Source organism: Dietzia sp. JS16-p6b (assembly GCF_003052165.1).
Classification (GTDB): Bacteria; Actinomycetota; Actinomycetes; order Mycobacteriales; family Mycobacteriaceae; genus Dietzia.
Window position 1 is genome coordinate 1,417,817 of sequence record NZ_CP024869.1, and the last position, 19,108, is coordinate 1,436,924.

General features: G+C 71.4%; 16 protein-coding genes. All 16 read left to right on the forward strand.

Going from position 1 to position 19,108, the window contains the following annotated elements:
* Positions 1-41: 41 nt before the first annotated feature.
* The 16 genes from CT688_RS06400 (at position 42) to pgeF (ending at position 19,081) form a co-directional block, all read left to right on the forward strand.
* On the forward strand, positions 42-446 hold the full coding sequence (locus CT688_RS06400; RefSeq protein ID WP_107756208.1) for an SAV_6107 family HEPN domain-containing protein: 405 nt from the start codon (positions 42-44) through the stop codon (positions 444-446).
* 176 nt (positions 447-622) lie between these two features.
* Entirely contained in the window at positions 623-1,030 is a 408-nt protein-coding gene (locus tag CT688_RS06405; protein ID WP_107756209.1) for a DUF3040 domain-containing protein, read from the forward strand.
* 529 nt (positions 1,031-1,559) lie between these two features.
* Positions 1,560-2,036, forward strand: a complete 477-nt coding sequence (locus CT688_RS06410) for a division/cell wall cluster transcriptional repressor MraZ (RefSeq protein ID WP_107756210.1) — start codon at positions 1,560-1,562, stop codon at positions 2,034-2,036.
* 205 nt (positions 2,037-2,241) lie between these two features.
* The gene (gene rsmH / locus CT688_RS06415; protein WP_107758055.1) at positions 2,242-3,264 is read left to right on the forward strand and encodes a 16S rRNA (cytosine(1402)-N(4))-methyltransferase RsmH; all 1,023 of its coding nucleotides are present in this window, start codon (positions 2,242-2,244) and stop codon (positions 3,262-3,264) included.
* Positions 3,261-4,046 carry a hypothetical protein gene (locus CT688_RS06420; RefSeq protein ID WP_107756211.1) on the forward strand — a complete coding sequence of 262 codons (786 nt, stop codon included), beginning with the start codon at positions 3,261-3,263 and terminating at the stop codon, positions 4,044-4,046. Before rsmH ends, CT688_RS06420 begins: the two co-directional genes overlap by 4 nt.
* A gap of 26 nt (positions 4,047-4,072) precedes the next feature.
* Positions 4,073-5,986, forward strand: coding sequence for a penicillin-binding protein 2 (locus tag CT688_RS06425; protein ID WP_156607151.1), 1,914 nt, complete (start codon positions 4,073-4,075; stop codon positions 5,984-5,986).
* Positions 5,987-6,061: 75 nt separating this feature from the next.
* Positions 6,062-7,621, forward strand: coding sequence for a UDP-N-acetylmuramoyl-L-alanyl-D-glutamate--2,6-diaminopimelate ligase (locus tag CT688_RS06430; RefSeq protein WP_107756212.1), 1,560 nt, complete (start codon positions 6,062-6,064; stop codon positions 7,619-7,621).
* On the forward strand, positions 7,618-9,132 hold the full coding sequence (murF, locus tag CT688_RS06435; RefSeq protein WP_107756213.1) for a UDP-N-acetylmuramoyl-tripeptide--D-alanyl-D-alanine ligase: 1,515 nt from the start codon (positions 7,618-7,620) through the stop codon (positions 9,130-9,132). Before CT688_RS06430 ends, murF begins: the two co-directional genes overlap by 4 nt.
* Positions 9,129-10,223, forward strand: coding sequence for a phospho-N-acetylmuramoyl-pentapeptide-transferase (gene mraY, locus CT688_RS06440; RefSeq protein WP_107756214.1), 1,095 nt, complete (start codon positions 9,129-9,131; stop codon positions 10,221-10,223). The genes murF and mraY overlap by 4 nt, the downstream gene beginning before the upstream one ends.
* Complete coding sequence (murD, locus tag CT688_RS06445) at positions 10,220-11,758, forward strand: UDP-N-acetylmuramoyl-L-alanine--D-glutamate ligase (RefSeq protein WP_107756215.1); 1,539 nt, start codon at positions 10,220-10,222, stop codon at positions 11,756-11,758. Before mraY ends, murD begins: the two co-directional genes overlap by 4 nt.
* 3 nt (positions 11,759-11,761) lie before the next feature.
* Positions 11,762-13,522, forward strand: coding sequence for a putative lipid II flippase FtsW (gene ftsW, locus CT688_RS06450; RefSeq protein ID WP_107756216.1), 1,761 nt, complete (start codon positions 11,762-11,764; stop codon positions 13,520-13,522).
* Positions 13,519-14,637, forward strand: coding sequence for an undecaprenyldiphospho-muramoylpentapeptide beta-N-acetylglucosaminyltransferase (murG, locus tag CT688_RS06455; RefSeq protein ID WP_107756217.1), 1,119 nt, complete (start codon positions 13,519-13,521; stop codon positions 14,635-14,637). The genes ftsW and murG overlap by 4 nt, the downstream gene beginning before the upstream one ends.
* A complete protein-coding gene (murC, locus tag CT688_RS06460; protein ID WP_107756218.1) occupies positions 14,634-16,142 on the forward strand; it encodes a UDP-N-acetylmuramate--L-alanine ligase in 1,509 nt (502 codons plus the stop codon). Before murG ends, murC begins: the two co-directional genes overlap by 4 nt.
* A 30-nt stretch (positions 16,143-16,172) precedes the next feature.
* Entirely contained in the window at positions 16,173-16,988 is an 816-nt protein-coding gene (locus CT688_RS06465; protein ID WP_107756219.1) for a cell division protein FtsQ/DivIB, read from the forward strand.
* A 183-nt stretch (positions 16,989-17,171) separates the two neighbouring features.
* Positions 17,172-18,353, forward strand: a complete 1,182-nt coding sequence (ftsZ, locus tag CT688_RS06470) for a cell division protein FtsZ (protein WP_107756220.1) — start codon at positions 17,172-17,174, stop codon at positions 18,351-18,353.
* Between the two features lie 5 nt (positions 18,354-18,358).
* Entirely contained in the window at positions 18,359-19,081 is a 723-nt protein-coding gene (pgeF, locus tag CT688_RS06475; RefSeq protein ID WP_107756221.1) for a peptidoglycan editing factor PgeF, read from the forward strand.
* The last annotated feature ends 27 nt before the right edge of the window (positions 19,082-19,108 follow it).

A 19,108-nucleotide genomic window follows, 5' to 3' on the forward strand; every position in this document is an offset into this window, starting at 1 on the left:
CCGCCGATACCGTGAGCCGCAGAAGGGGAGGTGCAGGGCAGATGGGTTCGAGAACGCCGGTCCGTACGCCAGCCGGGGGTGCCGTCGGGTTCCTCGGTCGAGCGGAGCGCGCCGAGATCCACCGGGGCCGGGCCGTGGCCGCGACGTCCCCCGCCGACCGGTTTCTCGAGTCGTACCGCGCGGCGAGGTCGGCGGCGGCGGCGCTCGTGTCCCCGGGGCCGCGTCGTCGTGGACCTTCCGATGTTTGGCACAGACTCGCCGCGGAAGTGCCCGAATTGGCGGAATGGGCCTCCGCGTTCGGCGGTTACTCGACCCTCGCCGCCGCCGTGGAGGACGGTCTGCCCCGCGACGTCTCACACCGTATGGCGGACGATTTCCTCTGGGCGGTCGGCCGATTCCTGGACCTGGTGGACGAGCGGTTGGGGGTTCTGGGGCCGGCGGCGTGACGCCGTGGACGACGGGTGGGGCAGGCTTCCCGTCGTCACGCGGAATCGCGGTGGTCACCACCGCGTTGCGCTCGTATGATGGGAGGAACCCTCGACCGGCCGATCCCCGTAGACTGTCCACGTCACACGGCCGAGCCGGCCGAGCTCGTAAGCACGAGCGTTCTGAGGAGGTCGCAGTGCCCCTGTCCGAGCACGAGCAGCGCATGCTCGACGAGATCGAGAATGCGCTCTACGCCGACGACCCCAAGTTCGCGTCGTCTGTTCGAAAGACCGGTGGGGCCGGTGGTCGGCGACCCGCCGGTGTAGTAGTGGTCCTCGGTCTCGTGGGGGTCGCGCTCCTAGTGGGCGGGCTGGCGCTCGACTTCAAGCCCGGCGGTTTTCCCGTCCTCAGTCTGGTGGGTTTCCTCGTGATGTTCGCGGCCGGTGTGATGGCTCTTCGTTCGGCGCCCTCCACGGGGTCGTCGACCGCGGCCTCCGGTGGAACCCGGGTACCGGGTGCGGGGAAGTCGTCCTCCAAGGGGGCGGAAGGCCAGAGTTACTCTTCTCGCATGGAAGACCGCTTCCGCCGTCGGTTCGAGCAGTAACCACGACGTCTGACGAGCTCCGGGGAGGGGCGAGCGCATCGGCGCTCGCCCCTCCCTCCTATTTGCGAGGTTCGGGCCCGCTCCTGAGGTAGCGGTGTCCGAGGTATCGGCCCGCTTCCGAGCGCCGGCCCGCTCCGCTCCGCCTCTCTGGCGACGAACCACTCCTGTGGCTCCGCACGTGTCTCGGCGACCGTCCTACTCGATGTCATCCGAGAGTCCGGCGGGCGAGTTGGCGACGACCGTCCCCACCACTCGCGCCCCTGCTCTCCACTTTGCCCCACCAGCATCCGTCCGGTAATCCCACGGATGCGCTCGAGTCACATAAACCACAGACAACCACCGGAAATGCGTCCGTGTGGGTGCGCCACGTTAGGTTCCGGTAGCGGAGTTGTCCCGCTCTTGCGCGGTCTGAACTGCAAAGACTTCCCAAGGTGGGGAGAAGTGGGGCGCAGGCCTTGTTTGTGGGGCATTGTGGGGTACAGTGGGGGATGCGAGGAGCTCGAAGGGGCCTGATCCCAGGAGGTGGCGGGTGACCGACACCGACCCCAACGACTCCGAGCGCGAACGAGCCTTCGTCGGGTACGGGACGCACCGTCCCAAGCTCGACGACAAGGGACGGCTGACGATCCCCGCCAGGTTCAGGCCAGGCCTGTCGGACGGGGTGGTGGTGTGTGGGTGGTTCACCAACACGCTCTCGGTCTTCCCGGAGCGCGAGTTCGACGCGCTGGTCAGAAAGGTGCGGCCGACCGCCAACCTCAGCGAGAGGCACATGGCGTTCTTCCGGCTCCTGGTGAGTGGCGCGGAGGTTCAACAACTCGATTCACAGGGGCGGATCTCCATCCCGGTGAGTCAGCGAAATTACGCGGGCCTCGGCAAGGACTGCGTGGTCAACGGCCTGGGGGAACGCCTCGAGGTCTGGGATGCAGACGCCTGGGACCGCTACAGCGCGGAGAACCTCCCCGTGTTCTCCGAGATGGAGGGCACATCCCTGGGGATCGAATTCTGATCGCCGGGGTCGAGAACGCACTGTCGAGAGCGCATTTCGACAGCACGGCATGTGGACAGCACGAGAGCACGACGGACGGAGCCCCCCGGCCCCTGCCCGGCACCACCCTGGCGTACTTCCCCAACGCCAGGTGGGTACCGGACGGGGACCAGGGGGCTCCACCACAACCGGAGAGCCGATGGCATCCGGACGGGAGGGAGGCGACATGGCGGAAGAGCCCGGCTCCGACCGCGCCGCGGCCCGGTTCGGCCACGTCCCCGTCTTCCTCGACCGCACCCTCGAACTCTTCCGGCCAGTCGTCGACGCCGCCGCCACAGCGGGCCGCAGGCCGGTGATCGTGGACGGCACGTTGGGCTTGGGCGGACACACCTCGCACCTCCTCGCCGCATTCGACGACCTGCGGGTCGTCGGGGTCGACCGCGACCCGGACGCCCTCGAGATCGCCACCCGGAGGCTCACCGCGTTCCGGGACCGGTTCACTCCCGTGCACGCCCGGTTCGACGATCTCGACCTGATCGTGAGCAGTCTTCCCGCGGAGTCGAGGGACGACGCCGGGCCCGCGATCGACGGGGTGCTGCTCGATTTCGGTGTCTCATCCATGCAGCTCGACGTGGCAGAGCGGGGATTCGCGTACTCGGTCGACTCGCCGCTGGACATGCGGATGGACCCCACCACGGGGCCGACCGCCGCCGACATCCTGGCGGACTACCCGCGCGACGATCTCGCGAGGATCTTCAGGGTCTACGGCGAGGAGCGGTTCGCGCGACAGATCGCCTCCGCCATAGTGCGTCGCCGGGAGACCGATCCCATCTCGTCCAGCGCCCAGCTCGTCGAACTCCTCTACGACACCATTCCCCAGGGCGCACGACGCACCGGCGGGCATCCCGGGAAGCGCGTCTTCCAGGCCCTGCGTATCGAGGTCAATGCCGAGCTCGAGGCGGTGGAGAACGCGGTACCGGGGTACCTCGACCTCCTGAGGCGTGGCGGGCGGGCGCTGTTCATGGCGTACCACTCGCTCGAGGACAAGATCGTCAAGCGGGAACTCACCCTCCGGACCGCCTCGCGCACCCCGGCCGGACTGCCGGTGGAACTGCCGGGGCACGGCCCCGAGTTCGAGTCCGTGACCCGCGGGGCGGAGAAGGCGTCACAGTCCGAGATCGACCACAACCCGCGCTCGGCCTCGGTCCGGGTGCGATGCGTCCGGCGTATCGACGGGAGAACCCCATGACGAGCACCATCGACACGGCGGATCCCGCCGACAGCTCAGATACCCGGCGCGCGCCCACCGCCCCGACCGGGCGGCCCCCGGGCGTCGGGGCGGTGGGCCTGCGCCGTAAGCCGGTCACCCGCTCGGTGCGGGGGCGCAGGACGGTGGTCGTCCCCGCGGAACGACTGAGTCCTGCCGAGTTGGCGGGTCGGATCCCCTTCGTGGTGGTCATGCTCCTCCTCATCGGAACGGGCGTCGGCGGGACTCTCCTGCTGTCGGCGCAGACGACGCAGGACACCTACGACCTCAAGAACGCGCGCGACGCCAACGTGGAGCTCGTCGAGCGCATGGAGGCGCTCCGGGCGTCCAACGAGCGCGCCCGGTCGGCGGAGGTACTGGCGCAGCGCGCCGAGAAGCTCGGAATGGTCGGGGTCGCCAGTGCCCCCATCCTCACCAGGGGGTCGGACGGTGTGATCGAGGTGGTCGGCGAGCCCGAGGCGACGCTCGGCGCGCCGGTCAGGCCGCTGCAGCCGGCTCCGGTAGGGTCCGAACCGTCGACGTCGCCCGAGCGGGGCGGATTCGACGCACCTCCCGCGCAGGTGCCGCAGGACAGGACTCCCCGCGGGGTCGCTCCCGTCCCGTATCCACCTCTCGCGGGTCGCCCGGTCCCGGCCGCACCGCCGGCCCCGATGGAAGAGCCCTCCGGCCCGGCTCCCGCTGTGGCCCCCGATCCCCCGGCCCCCGTGCCGGCCCCGGGTGGCGAGGTCGCGACACTCGCGCCGGTCCCCGGCCCGCTCTACTGACGACACGACCTGCGAAAGGCCCCTCGATGACCGATCGACGCAATCCGGGACAGGGCCCGCGGGTCCCTTCGGGGGCATCTCGCGGCGGCCGCTCGGACGACGGTCGGCCGCCCACCCGGTCCGGCAGGGTCCTCACCGCCGACTCGACGGACCGGCGGTTCACGTGGATGCGCTCAGCTTTCGCCGTCATCATGGTGATAGCGCTGGTCAAGCTGCTGTGGGTCCAGACGATCGGCGGCACCGAGCTCGCGGCACGCGCGGAGAGCCAACGACAGGTCCACCAGGTGCTCCCCGCCACCCGCGGCGCGATCGTCGATGTCCACGGCGACCCGATCGCGTTCACCCGCGAGGCCCGGGACCTGTCCATCCAGCCGCTGGTCGAGCAACGCAACGCCGAAGCGCGCAGGGAACTGAACCGCACCAACCCCACCTGGGGCGAGCTGGTCGAGCAGATCGCTGACGAGTTCGAGTCCGTGCTGGGGGAGAAGATCGACCGGTCGGAGATCGAGGCCAAACTCACCTCCGAGGGTGGTTTCACCTACCTCGTCCGCAACGTGGACGTGACCCAGGCCAATGCCATCACCAGGAAGTTTCCGATGATCGGTGCGGAACGGGTGGACATCCGCGAGTACCCGGGCGGAGCCCTCGCGGCAAACGTGGTGGGAGCCACGTCGAAGAGCGACGACGGGAAGCTCATCGGTCTACAGGGCATCGAGGCGTCCTTCAACGACGAGCTCGACGGTGAGGACGGCCGCCAGACCTTCGACCGTGCCCAGGACGACACGGTGATCCCGGGGACCCTGCGGAACGTCTCGGCCCCACGAGACGGTGACACGATCCGTCTGACGCTCGACGCGGACCTGCAGTGGCACGTCCAGAAGGCCGTGCAGTCCGCCAAGGACTCCTCGGGTGCGCAGAGCGCGTCGGCGGTCGTGCTGGACTCCGAGACCGGAGAGGTCCGCGCGATGGCCAACGACAACACCTTCAACCCCGCGGTGGGCATCGGCGCCGAGCTCGAGCGCGGGGCGGACCTCGGCAACCCGGCGATCACCTCGCCCTTCGAGCCCGGCTCGGTGCAGAAGATCATCACCGCCGCCGCGGCGATCGAGGCCGGACTGACCGACCCGGGCGAGGTCCATTCGGTGGACGGGAGCATCAGCATGGAGGGGGTGACCGTCTCCGATGCGTGGCAGCACGGGCCGACGCCCTACACGACCACGGGAATCTTCGGGAAGTCCTCGAACGTCGGGACTCTCATGCTGGCGCAGCGCGTCGGCAAGGAATCGTATTCTGAGTACCTGCGGAAATTCGGGCTGGGTCAGCGGTCGGGCATCGAACTCGCCGGCGAGTCTGACGGTCTGGTACCCGACCTGCAGAACTGGCAGGGTGGAACCTTTGCCAATCTGCCCATCGGGCAGGGGTTGTCGATGACCACCCTTCAGATGGCGGGCATCTACCAGGCCATCGCCAACGACGGGGTCCGGGTGCCGCCACGGATCGTCGCCGAGCGGGTGGACCCGGACGGTGAGGTCCACGAGGCCGATCGACCGGAAGGAGAGCGGGTGGTCAGCGAGCAGACCGCTCGCACAGTGCGTGACATGTTCCGCTCGGTCGTCCAGTCCGGCCCGGGGGCACAGGCGGGAACCGGCCCCCAGGCCGCGGTGGCGGGGTACCAGATCAGCGGGAAGACCGGCACCGCCCAGCAGATCGACCCCTCGTGCGCCTGCTACTCCAACTCGCGGTACTGGATCACCTTCTCGGGCATCCTGCCCGCCGACGATCCGAGGTACGTGATCTCGATCATGCTCGACGCTCCACAGCGCGGCACTCTCGGCGCATCCGCCGCGCCCCTCTTCCACGACATCGCCTCGTGGCTGGTCAACCGGGACAACATCCCGCCGTCCGCCCCCGCGGCGGACCTGATCCTGCAGGCGCAGTGACGCGCGACCGGCAAGGTAGCGTGTAGCGGGTTCACGAGGGGTCACGGAGAACGAGAGGCGGGTCGAGGACAGGCGATGACGACAGCAGCACAGCTGGCTGACGCGGTGCAGGCGAGCCTCCTCGGTGACAGGGCGGCAGCCGACGCGGAGCTGACCGGCGCCACCATCCGGGCCCAAGACGCGGGAACCGGCACGCTCTTCGCCGCGCTGCCCGGGTCGAGGATCCACGGCGCCTCCTTCTGCGCGACGGCGGTCGAGGCGGGCGCGTCGGCCGTACTCACCGACACCGAGGGCCTGGAGTTGATGGGTCCCGTGGCCGACCGCGTCCCGGTGCTGGTGCACCCGCGACCCCGGTCCGTTCTGGGCGAGGTGGCGGCGGCCGTCGTCGGTGACCCCTCTGCTGACCTGGACGTCGTGGGGATCACCGGGACGTCCGGCAAGACGACGACGACCTATCTCGTGGAGGCGGCGCTCGAGGGCTGTGGCCTCGTGGCGGGACTCATCGGCACCACTGGCAGCAGGGTGGGCGGACGGCACCTGCCGAGCAGTCTCACGACTCCTGAAGCGCCCGAATTCCAGTCGCTGCTGAGTGAGATGCGAGCCGGGGGTGCCCGCGCCGTCGCCGCAGAGGTCTCCAGCCATGCGTTGCGGCTCGGTCGGGTGGACGGGACACGGTTCGCCGTCGGCGCCTTCCTCAATCTCTCCCAGGATCATCTCGACTTCCACCCGAGCATGGAGGACTACTTCCGGGCCAAAGCCCGGTTGTTCGACTCCGACGCCGACCCGGGTTCCGCGGTGCGGCCCGCCGAGCGGGCCGTGATCGTCGTCGACGACGACTGGGGGAGACGACTGCTGGCGGCCCGACCGGACGCGGTGACCGTCTCGGCCGATCCCCGCGGGTCCGCCGACTGGACGGCGGGCGAGGCGTTGACCACCGACGACGATCGGCAGGCGTTCGCCGCGTGGGGGCCGCACGGGGTGACCGTGGAGGTCGATCTACCGCTCCTCGGCCGGTTCAACGTGACCAATGCGCTCGTCGCACTCGCGATCGTCGACGCCCTCGGTCTCGATGTTCGGGCCGCGGCCGCCGGACTGAGCAGCGTGCGGGTGCCGGGGCGCCTCGAGCCGGTCGTCCGTGGGCAGGATTTCCGCGTCCTCGTGGACTACGCCCACAAACCGGCCGCGGTCGCCGCGGTCCTGAGGTCCGTGCGTGCGCAGACCCGGGGACGGGTCGCAGTGGTCCTGGGCGCGGGCGGGGACAGGGATCCGGGCAAGCGACCTCTCATGGGTGCGGCGGCCGCGGAGGTCGCGGACCTCGTGGTGGTGACCGACGACAACCCGCGCAGCGAGGACCCCGCCGCGATCCGCGCGTCGGTTCGTGCGGGTGCCGAGGCCGCTGCCGGCGAGGGGACCGGCATCGAGGAGATAGCGGACCGGGGAGCCGCGATCGCCGCGGCGATCGACTGGGCCCGCTCCGGCGACGCGGTGGTGATCGCGGGCAAGGGCCACGAGACCGGGCAGGAGATCGAGGGAGTGGTCTTCCCCTTCGACGACCGGACCCGCGCGGCCGAGGAGCTCATCAGACGCATGGAATACACCGACCCATCGGTCCGGACGGAGGACAACACCTCATGATCGACCTCACCCTCGGCGAGATCGCCGAGATCGTCGGCGGGCGGTTGGTCGGAGGTGACCCCTCGACCGCGGTCACCGGTTCCGTCGAGTTCGACTCCCGTCGTATCGACCCCGGCGGGTTGTTCCTCGCCCTGCCCGGCGAGCGGGTCGACGGCCACGAGTTCGTCGGCCGCGCTCTGCAGGCCGGGGCGGCGGCCGCTCTGGTCGCGCGCGAGGTCACCGACGTCCCCGGGGCGGGGGGTGCCCAGATCGTGGTGCCCCCCGTCGACCGGCGCGTCACCAACGCCATGGCCCTGGCCGCGGATTCCGACGGGTCCGGGGCGGCGGTGCTCGCGGCACTTGGAGCCCTGGCACGAGCCAGCGTCGACAGGCTGGTCGCCGACCACGGGCTCGTCGTGGTCGGGATCACCGGCTCCTCGGGCAAGACCAGCACCAAGGACCTCATCGGGGCTGTCCTCTCCGCCGCCGGGACGGTCATCGCGCCGCCCGGATCGTTCAACAACGAGATCGGCCACCCCTGGACCGCCCTCCGCGCCGATGAGTCCACCGACTTCCTGGTGCTCGAGCTGAGTGCGCGAGCGCCGGGCAACATCCGGGAGCTCGCGGAGATCGCGCCCCCGAGGATCGGGGTGGTGCTCAACGTGGGGACCGCGCACCTCGGTGAGTTCGGGTCGCGCGACGTCATCGCCGCCACGAAAGGTGAGTTGGTCGAGGCCCTGCCGGATGCGGCCCATGGAGGGGTCGCGGTGCTCAACGCCGACGACGAACGGGTCCTGGGCATGGCCGGGCGGACCTCCGCCGAGGTCGTGACGGTGGGATCCGGCCCGTCCGCAGACCTCCGCGCCGAGGGCGTGCGGGTGGACGACGAGGTCCGGGCCTCCTTCCGCCTGGTGACCCCGGACGGCGAGGCCGACGTGGCCCTCCGGGTCCACGGTGAACACCAGGTGGGCAACGCCCTCTCGGCCGCCGCGGTGGGCCTGGCCTGCGGGATGGATGTCTCGACGATCGCCGGCGCCCTCGGCACCGCGCGGGCCGCGTCCGCGCGCCGCATGGACGTGCGGGTGACCGCCGACGGCGTCACCGTGATCAACGATTCCTACAACGCGAACCCCGATTCGGTGCGGGCGGCGCTCAGGTCGCTCGCCGTGATGGCGCGGGCGGGCGGGGGCCACCGTCGGACCTGGGCGATCCTGGGCGAGATGGCCGAACTGGGCGAGGAATCGGTGAGGGAGCACGATCTCATCGGTCGGTTCCTCGTGCGCCTCGACGTGTCCCAGCTGGTGGTGGTCGGCCGGGGTCGACCGCAGCGCGCGCTGTACCAGGGTGCGGTGCAGGAGGGGTCGTGGGGGTCGGAGGCGGTGCACGTCGAGACCGCCGAGGAGGCGTGCGCCCTCGTGGACGAACAGCTGCAGCCGGGGGACATCGTGCTGGTCAAGGCCTCTGCGGCAGTGGGGTTGTGGAGCGTGGCGGAGCATGTGCTCGCGACGCGTGGTGAGGAGATGTCCGAATGACCCAGATCATGGTCGCGGGCATCGTCGCCTTCGTCGTGAGCATCTTCCTCACCCCGGTGCTCATCATCTACTTCCGTCGACACGGCTTCGGGCAGGAGATCCGGCTGGAGGGCCCGCAGTCCCACATGAGCAAGCGCGGGACCCCCAACATGGGCGGGATCGCGATCCTCGCCGCGGTGTGGCTCGGCTACATCGTGGCCGGGCTGGTGGGACAGGTGACGGTGGGCGGCGGGGGATTCACGGCCTCCGGTCTGCTCATTCTCGGGCTGGCGACCGCGTTGGCGGCGGTCGGGATGATCGATGACGGCCTCAAGGTGTTCAAGCGGCACAACAAGGGTCTGGGCATCCTGTCCAAGACCGTCGGCCAGGTGCTCGCGGCTCTCGCGTTCGGCATCCTGGTCCTGGGTTTCCGGAACGACGACGGGCTGACCCCCGCCAGCCGCTCGTTGAGCTACATGCGCGACTTCGTCGCCGTGACCTTCCCGGTGGTCGTCTTCCTGATCTTCATCGTGATCCTGGTCTACGGCTGGTCCAACGCGGTCAACTTCACCGACGGCCTGGACGGGCTGGCCGCCGGGTCGATGGCCATGGTTATGGGCACCTACGTCGTGTTCAGCTTCTGGCAGTTCCGGTATTCGTGCTTCTCCACCGCGGAGGGGGTGGATCTGTCCGGGTGTTACCAGGTGCGTGACCCACTCGACATCGCGGTGGTGTGTTCCGCCTCGCTCGGGGCGTGTCTGGGCTTCCTGTGGTGGAACGCCGCCCCGGCCAAGATCTTCATGGGCGACACGGGGTCGATGTTCCTGGGTGGCATCGTCGCAGGCGTCTCGGTGGTCTCGCGCACCGAGCTGCTCATGGTCGTCGTCGGCGCGGTCTTCGTGATCGAGTTCGTCTCGGTCCTCATCCAGGTCGCGGCGTTCCGCACCACCGGCCGTCGTCCGTTCCGCATGACTCCCATCCACCACCACTTCGAGAACGGCGGGTGGGCCGAGACGACCGTCACCATCAGGTTCTGGCTCCTCGTGGCCATCTCCTGCGGCCTGGCGATCGCGCTGTTCTACGGTGACTGGCTCGCGAGCACATCGGGGTGACGGACGTGACAGAGCGGGAGATGAGAGAGCACGAGGCGACAGCACGCCGCACGACAGGGACCGGAGCGACCGCGCGGGGTCTCGGCATCCGCGATCTCACCGGAGCCCGCGTCCTGGTCCTCGGCGCCGGGGTGTCCGGCCCGGGGGCGGTCCGGATACTCCACGCGCTCGGCGCCGAGCCCGTGGTGGCGGACTCGCGACCGGACGCCGTCGCGCTGCTTCAGGCCTCGCTCCCGGAGGGGGTGGGCTGTACCGGCGTCGGCCTCGATCGCGCGGCCGAGATGATTGCCGACACCGGCTCCGGGCGGATCGACCTGGTGGTGACGAGCCCGGGGTGGCGGCCCGACTCCCCGCTGTTACTGTCCGCCACCGAGGCCGGCCTCGAGCTGTGGGGGGACGTGGAACTGGCCTGGCGGGCCGATGCGGCCGGGGTGTTCGGGCCGCCGCGGACCTGGCTCGCGGTGACGGGTACCAACGGTAAGACCACCACCACCTCGATGCTCGAGTCGATCTGCCGGGAGGCGGGCATGGCCGTGCGGGCGTGCGGCAACATCGGCCTGCCCGTGACGGAGGTCCTGCTCGCCGAGCCGAGGGTCGAGGTGCTCGCGGCTGAACTGTCGAGTTTCCAGCTCCACTGGGCGCCGAGCTGCCGACCCGACGTGGGGGTGGTCCTCAACGTCGCGGAGGACCACCTGGACTGGCACGGGTCGATGGAGGCCTACGCCGCGGCCAAGGCCCGCGTCCTCACCGGGCGGGTGGCGGTGGCCGGGAACGACGACCCGATCGCCTCCCGACTACTGGAGGAGGCGCCCGCGCCCACGCGGATCGGGGTGCGCCTCGGCGCACCCCGTGACGGTGAGCTGGGGGTGGTCGACGGTGTCCTCACCGCGCGGATCGGTGACCGCGGGGCCGACGACATGGTGCCACTGCTGCCGGCCGTGGACGTCCGACCGCCGGGACCCGCGGGCGTACTCGACGCTCTCGCCGCCGCGGCGGTGGCGATGTCGGTGGGGGCTGAGGCGGAGCACGTCGCCGCCGGACTCCGGGGGTTCACGGTCGCCGCGCACCGCGCGGAGCTGGTCGACATGGTGGACGGGGTCCGCTATGTGGACGACTCCAAGGCGACCAATCCGCATGCGGCCCGCACGTCGCTGCTCGCGGGCGGGATGATGGTGTGGCTCGCCGGCGGACTGCTCAAGGGCGCCGATGTCGACCCCCTGGTGGCGGAGGTGGCGGACGTCCTGCGCGGGGTGGTACTGATCGGCCGCGACCGGGCGCGGATCGCGGAGGCATTGTCCCGACACGCGCCGGGGGTGCCCGTCGTGGAGCTGGCCTCGGGGGACGATGACGGTGCGGCGGCTCCCGACGAGCCGCAGCAGACGATGGACCGGGCGGTCGCCGAGGCCGCGCGGATGGCCACCGGAGGCGACACCGTGCTGCTCGCCCCCGCCGCCGCGTCGATGGACATGTTCACCGACTACGGTCACCGCGGGCGCAGCTTCGCGCTCGCCGTGGGCCGGGTCGCCGGGAGGTAGGGCATGGCACTTCACGAATCCGCTCGCCGGGGCGGCACCGACAGTGGCCACGACGTCGAGGATCAGGTCGCCGTGGCCCGGCCCGACCTGTTGGGCCGTATCGCCGCGCCGCTGGCGGCGATCAACCGTGCACCGCTGACCTCCTTCCACGTGGTCATGGTGGTCACCGCACTGCTCACGGTGATCGGCCTGGGCATGGTGCTCTCGAGCTCCAACGTCCTCGCGTTCTCCGGTGGCGGTACACCCTTCGACATCTTCCTCCGCCAGGCGGTCTTCGTGACGATCGGCTGGGTGGGGTTCCTGGTCGCCCTGCGTATGCGGTTCGAGCTCCTCCGGGCCGCCGCGCTACCGATGCTGCTGGTGTCCATCGGGCTGCTCATCGCCGTCCTGATCCCGGGCGTCGGCATGGAGATCAACGGCTCGCGCGGATGGATCGACCTCGGGTTCTTCGCGATCCAGCCCGCGGAGATCGCCAAGTTCACGTTCATCGTCTGGGCCTCGTCGGTGGTGGCCAAGCGGATACGCACCGGGTACTGGCTCGATCTGCTCTTCCCGGCCATCGTCGGGTACGGGGTGGTCGCCGCCCTCGTCGTCGTCGCCCCCGACCTCGGGATGGCCACGGCGGTGACCCTCGCCTTCCTGTGCGTGCTGTGGTTCGCCGGGTATCCGACCCGACACTTCGTGTGGGTGATCGCCTTCGGCACCGTCGTGTTCGGGGTGCTCGCGGTGACGTTCGCCTATCGGTTCGAACGGGTCAGAACATTCGCCAACACCTTCGTCGGGGACTTCTCCAACCCGCAGGGGTCGGCGTACCAGTCGTATCAGGGGATGCTCTCGCTGGCCGAGGGAGGCCTGTTCGGGGTCGGCCTGGGACAGTCCAGTGCCAAGTGGTTCTACCTCCCCGAGGCGACCAACGATTTCATCTTCGCGATCATCGGAGAGGAACTGGGCTGGTTCGGGGCAGCGGTCGTCGTCTCGCTGTACCTGGCGTTGGGATGGGCGGGTATGCGCATCGCGCTGCGCTCGGCCGACCCGTTCCGGCGACTGCTCGCGGGCACGATCACCACGACGATCGTCCTCCAGGCGTTCATCAACATCGGGTACGTGGTGGGCCTGCTGCCGGTCACCGGCCTCCAGCTACCGCTGATCTCCAACGGTGGCACCTCGGCGGTCGTCACCCTGGTGTCCCTCGGACTCCTCGCCAACTGCGCACGACACGAGCCCGAGGCCATCTCCGCGATCCTCAGTTCCCCGGAGCGTCGCCGGCGACGGTGGTTCACCCTCCCGGATCCGCGCCCCTACACCCCCGAGCGGCCGGTTCCCGCCTCGGACGCCCCCGGCCGCTCGAGCGCCGGCGCCCGGCGCTACGGCGAGCCCGTGACCCGCCAACAGGCACCCCGATCGTCCGGTTCCCGGTCCACCGCGTCGGGCACCTCGGCCGCGCGGACGGCCGGTACGCGACCGTCCGGGACACCGGCCCGCGACCGGTCGCAGGCCGGACGTAGGGCCGCCCAGCCGGCACCGGCGCCGCGGCCGGCGCGCGGGGCACCCGCGGGTCCGCTGTACGAGACGATGCCGATCCCGCCCGACACCGCCCGGGACCGTCGTCGTGGGGCGACCGCCATGACCGGGCGCAACGCCAAGCCCGTCCGCGCCCGGGAGGACGACCGTCGCCAGCCGCGGCGACCGGCGGTCGACCCCGGTACCCGGCAGTCCCCGGGCGGCGGCGGACCCAGTCCTATCCACCGGGGACGGGAGCGATGAGCGCGCCGCGCACCGAGGGCCTGTCAGTTCTGGTCGTGGGGGGCGGTACCGCTGGCCACATCGAACCCGCCCTGGCCGTCGGTGAGGCCGTGGCCGAGCTGGACCCGAACGCCCGTGTGACCGCCGTCGGCACCCCGAAGGGTCTCGAGACCGAGTTGGTCCCGCGCCGCGGTGTCCCGCTCGAGTTGGTCGACCCGGTTCCCCTGCCCCGGAGCGTCGGGGGGGACCTGCTCCGCCTGCCCACCCGGTTGGTGCGCGCCGTGCGGGGCGCGCGCGCCGTGTTGCGCCGGACGGACGCCGACGTGGTGGTGGGGTTCGGCGGTTACGCGTGCGTCCCCGTGTACCTGGCGGCCGCCCTCACCAGGGGCCGGGTCCCGATCGTGGTCCACGAGGCCAACGCCCGCGCGGGGATCGCCAACAAGCTCGGCGCACGGTTCGCTGAGGCCACGCTGGCCGCGGTCAGTGGATCCGGACTGGACGCCCGGGTGGTGGGCAACCCGGTGAGGCGGGCGGTGGCCGGTCTCGACCGGGCCGCGTTGCGGGCCGAGGCGCGGGCGACCTTCGGGCTGGACCCCGACGCGCCGACCGTGCTGGTGGTGGGTGGATCCCAGGGAGCTCGAACCCTGAACTCGGCGATGGCCGCGGTGGCGCAGGAGTTCTCCGACGCCGGCGTCGGCGTACTGCACGCCGTGGGGCCCAGGAACCTCGGTGACGCGCCGGTCGTGACGGGGGACGGGCCCGCCTACGTGACGGTGCCCTATCTGGACCGGATGGACCTGGCGTACGCGGCAGCCGATCTGATCCTGTGCCGTTCCGGGGCGATCACGGTGGCCGAGGTCTCCGCGGTGGGGCTCCCCGCCGTGTTCGTCCCGCTCCCGCACGGCAACGGGGAGCAGGCGCTCAACGCCCGGGACCTGGTGGCGGGCGGCGCGGCGCTGCTCGTCGAGGACGTGGCGCTCACCCCGGACCACCTCCGGTCCACGGTCCTGCCCCTCGCACTGGACCGCGACCGGCTGGACTCCATGTCCGCGGCCGCCGTCAGCGGCGGCTCACGAGATGCGGCGGAGGTCGTGGCGCGGATCGCGATCGAGGCCGCCGGAAAGGCACGGCGTTGACCGAGAGCACCGCACCTGAGGCCCGCTCCACCGGGGACGGCATCACGACGGGGTCCGTTCCCGACACACTGGGTCGGGTCCACATGATCGGCATCGGCGGCGCGGGGATGTCCGCCGTCGCGCGGATCCTGCTCGACCACGGGGTGGCGGTCTCGGGCAGTGACGCGCGGGACTCTGCGGACCTCCGTTCCCTCGAGTCCCTCGGCGCCGTGGTCCGGGTCGGCCACGACGCGGCCGCGCTGCACGCGCTCGACTCCCCGCCGCAGATCGTGGTGGTCTCCAAGGCCGCGATCCCCGCGGACAACCCCGAGCTGGTCGCGGCGCGGGCGGCCGGGATCCCGGTGGTCACCCGGTCCCAGGTCCTCGGCCACCTCGCGCGGGCGGGTCGCTCGATCATGGTGTGCGGCACGCACGGGAAGACATCCACGACCTCGATGCTGATCGCCGGGATGCTCGCCGCCGGCGCGGACCCGTCCTTCGCGGTGGGGGGCACGGTGCTGCAGTTCGGCACCAACGCCCACGGCGGCGCGGATCCGGTGTTCGTGGCCGAGGCCGACGAGTCCGACGGCTCGCTCGTCCACTACGAGCCGGACGTGGTGATCCTGACCAACGCGGAGCCCGACCACCTCGATCACTTCGGTACGGCGGAGGCGTACTTCGAGGTCTTCGACACGTTCCTCGCCCGGATCCCGGAGACCGGCGCCCTGGTCGTGTGTCTGGACGACGAGGGAGCGGTCGAGCGCGCCCGCCGCGCGGCGTCCGCGGGTGTCCGGGTGGTGGGGTACCGCACCGCGGGCGGCCCGGAGACCGACCTGCCGGTCACGGGGGAGCTCGCCGGGATCGACGTCGACTCGGGCGGGACCCGGGCCGTTCTCACGCTCGACGGCCGCCCGCGCGGGGACCTCCACGTGGGTACCCCGGGCCGCCACATGGCGCTCAACGCCCTCGCGGCCCTGCTCGCCGCCCGGGAGGTCGCGGGGGACGCCGGGATAGACGTCGAGGACTTCCTGGCCGGCCTGTCCGGCTTCGGGGGAGTGGGCCGACGCTTCGAGCCCAAGGGCACGGCGACCGTCCGCGGTGGTCGGGCGAGGGTCTTCGACGACTACGCGCACCATCCCACCGAGGTCAGGGCGGTGTTGAGCGCGGGGCGGGAGATCGTCTCCGCGGACGGCGGCCGTCTGATCGCCGTGTTCCAGCCGCACCTGTACTCCCGGACCCGGATCTTCGCCGAGGAGTTCGGGCGGGCCCTGTCCCTCGCCGACGAGGTGGTGGTGCTCGATGTGTACGGCGCGCGTGAGCAGCCCGAGCCGGGTGTCGACGGCGGACTCGTCGCCCGCCACGTCAGCTCCCCCGCCCACCACGTGCCCGACCTCGACACGGCCCTGGCCACGGTCTTCGAGGTCGTCCGGCCCGACGACGTGGTGTTCACCCTCGGGGCCGGGGACATCACGACGCTCGGCCCGAGGATCGTGGCCGGGCCCACGGGGAGCGGGACGGGGTCATGACGAGGGCCACCTCGTGAGGGGGACACCGCGGTGACCGATGAGCCACGCGAGGACGCGGTGGATCCGACGACGTCGGATGATCCCGACCGACGGCTCGCCGCGGCCGCCGTCCGTCGCTCCGACGAGCGGGTGCGCCACTCGGACCCCGCGGTCCGGGCCACCCTGCGCAGGCGGCGTCGCCGTACCAACCGCATCTACATCGGGCTCGGTGTGGCCCTGGTCGTCCTGCTGGTCGGGTACATCGCGATATACTTCCTGCCGGTGTTCTCCGTCCGGCAGGTCCAGGTGACCGGGACCAGCACGATCCCGGTGGAGGCGGTGACCGAGCGGGCGGCGGTGTCCCCCGGGACCCCGCTGCTCCAGGTGGACACCCACGCGGTGGCGCGGCGTGTCGCGGGGATCCCGAGGGTGGACCAGGTCACGGTCACGCGGGACTACCCGTCGAACCTGCGGATCGAGCTGATCGAGCGCACCGCCCTGGTCGTGGTCGAGGTCGACGGCGCCCGGCACCTGGTGGACGGGCAGGGCATCGACTTCGGGCAGGGGGACCCGCCTCCCGGAACCCCCGAGCTCACCGTGGGGGACGGCGCACGCTCCGACCTGCCCGGGATCGTCCGGGACCTGTCGACGGTCTTCGCCGAGGTCCGGGGGACCGCGGGGCAGGAGATCGCGTCCGTCGAGGTGGAGAGTCCGGCGTCGATCGTCCTCACCCTCGTCGACGGGCGCACCGTGGAGTGGGGGGCCGCGGGTCGCGACCACGAGAAGGCGGTCGCCCTGCAGATGGTCCTCGAGCAACCCGGGCAGGTCTGGAACGTCTCCAATCCGGCGTTGCCGGCCTCACGGTAGACCGACACGCCCGCGAGCCTCGTGGACGTGCGGGGCCGGTGCCCCTACCGTGTGATCCGACGGCGGAAACCGCCTCTGACCAGCAACTTTAACCCTCAAGTAGAGGGTGAGAGTTAGGCGAGAGTCTTTCGTCGAGACAGCATGCAACCGAGCACGACACCCCCAAAGGAAGGCCGGGCCTCGATGAGCTCACCGCACAACTACCTCGCAGTCATCAAGGTCGTCGGAATCGGGGGCGGCGGTGTCAACGCCGTGAACAGGATGATCGACGAGGGCCTCAAGGGCGTCGAGTTCATCGCGGTGAACACCGATGCGCAGGCTCTGCTCATGTCCGACGCCGACGTCAAGCTCGACGTCGGTCGCGAACTCACCCGCGGCCTCGGTGCCGGCGCCGACCCGGAGGTCGGGCGCAAGGCGGCGGAGGACCACAAGGACGAGATCGAGGAGGTCCTCAAGGGCGCGGACATGGTCTTCGTCACGGCCGGGGAGGGCGGCGGTACCGGCACCGGTGGCGCGCCGGTCGTCGCGGCCATCGCGCGTAAGCTCGGCGCGCTCACCGTCGGCGTCGTGACCCGCCCGTTCTCCTTCGAGGGCAAGCGTCGCGGGGGACAGGCCGAGGCGGGGATCGAGGGCCTGCGCGAGGCCTGCGACACCCTGATCGTGATCCCCAACGACCGCCTGCTCCAGCTCGGGGACGCCGGCGTGTCCATGATGGAGGCCTTCAAGACCGCCGACGAGGTCCTCCTCAACGGCGTCCAGGGGATCACCGACCTCATCACCACCCCCGGCGTGATCAACGTCGACTTCGCCGACGTCAAGGGCGTCATGTCCGGGGCCGGCAGCGCGCTCATGGGGATCGGCTCCTCGCGGGGCGAGGGTCGGGCGTACAAGGCCGCGGAGGCCGCCATCAACTCGCCGCTCCTGGAGACCACGATGGAGGGCGCCAAGGGCGTACTCATGTCGATCGCCGGCGGCAGCGACCTGGGCCTGTTCGAGATCAACGAAGCCGCGACCCTCGTCCAGGAGGAGGCGCACCCCGACGCCAACATCATCTTCGGCACCGTCGTCGACGACTCGCTCGGCGACGAGGTGCGGGTGACCGTCATCGCCGCCGGGTTCGAGGGCGGCTCCCGGCAGTCCTCCGGTGCGGGTCAGTCGCGGCGCGGCCGCCACCACCTCGACGACGACGAGGTCCCCGGCGCCTCCGGCGACACCGGCGGTGCCTCCGGGCTCGGATCGACCCCTCTCGACGGCGGGCGTCGCGAGGAGCGCCGTGAGTCGGCTCAGGCCGGCGCCGGTACCCAGGGATCGCGCCGCCGGGACGAGGACGACGACATCGACGTCCCCCCCTTCATGCGGCACTGACCGGCGTGGCCACCCACGGCCCCGGGCGCGTCCGCCGGATCATCACCACCCGCCGCGGAGGCGTCTCCACCGGGGACTTCGACTCGTTCAACCTCGGTGACCACGTCGGCGACGCCCCGGCCGCGGTGGCGGCCAACCGGGCCCGGCTCGCGCGCAGGCTGGGAGTGGCGGCGTCGGACGTGGTGTGGATGGACCAGGTGCACGGCAGCCGGATCGCCCGGGTCACCCGCCCCACCGGCGGGGCCGTCCCGGCGACCGACGGACTGGTGACGGACCGGCCCGGCCTGGCCCTGGCCGTGTTGAGTGCCGATTGCGTGCCCGTCCTCGCCGCGGACGAGGAGGCCGGGGTCATCGGCGCGGCCCACGCCGGCCGGAAGGGTGCCGTCGGCGGGATCGTCCCCTCGCTGATCGGGGCCATGACGTCGTTGGGAGCCCGCCCCGAGAGGATCTCCGTCCTGCTCGGTCCGGCGGCGGCGGGACGACACTACGAGCTGCCCGACGACCTCGCGGACGAGGTGGAGGCGGCCCTGCCGGGCAGCGGCACCCGGACCGTCGACGGGACGGCCGGGGTGGACCTGCGCGCGGGCCTGGCCCGACAGCTCGCCGGACTCGGCGTGGTCCGCGTGGACACCGACCCGCGGTGCACCATCGCCGACGACTCCCTCTTCTCCTACCGCAGGCAGGGACGCACCGGACGCCAGGCCAGCGTGATCCTGCGGCAGCTCTGACCTGCTGGCGACCGGCCGGGCCGCTCC

Bases quoted from the DNA above. Each gene is read 5' to 3' on its own strand.
- ftsW (WP_107756216.1), top strand. From the start codon at position 11,762: ATGGCACTTCACGAATCCGCTCGCCGGGGCGGCACCGACAGTGGCCAC.
- CT688_RS06425 (WP_156607151.1), top strand. From the start codon at position 4,073: ATGACCGATCGACGCAATCCGGGACAGGGCCCGCGGGTCCCTTCGGGG.
- CT688_RS06420 (WP_107756211.1), top strand. From the start codon at position 3,261: ATGACGAGCACCATCGACACGGCGGATCCCGCCGACAGCTCAGATACC.
- ftsZ (WP_107756220.1), top strand. From the start codon at position 17,172: ATGAGCTCACCGCACAACTACCTCGCAGTCATCAAGGTCGTCGGAATC.
- murF (WP_107756213.1), top strand. From the start codon at position 7,618: ATGATCGACCTCACCCTCGGCGAGATCGCCGAGATCGTCGGCGGGCGG.
- mraY (WP_107756214.1), top strand. From the start codon at position 9,129: ATGACCCAGATCATGGTCGCGGGCATCGTCGCCTTCGTCGTGAGCATC.
- murG (WP_107756217.1), top strand. From the start codon at position 13,519: ATGAGCGCGCCGCGCACCGAGGGCCTGTCAGTTCTGGTCGTGGGGGGC.
- CT688_RS06400 (WP_107756208.1), top strand. From the start codon at position 42: ATGGGTTCGAGAACGCCGGTCCGTACGCCAGCCGGGGGTGCCGTCGGG.
- CT688_RS06430 (WP_107756212.1), top strand. From the start codon at position 6,062: ATGACGACAGCAGCACAGCTGGCTGACGCGGTGCAGGCGAGCCTCCTC.
- rsmH (WP_107758055.1), top strand. From the start codon at position 2,242: ATGGCGGAAGAGCCCGGCTCCGACCGCGCCGCGGCCCGGTTCGGCCAC.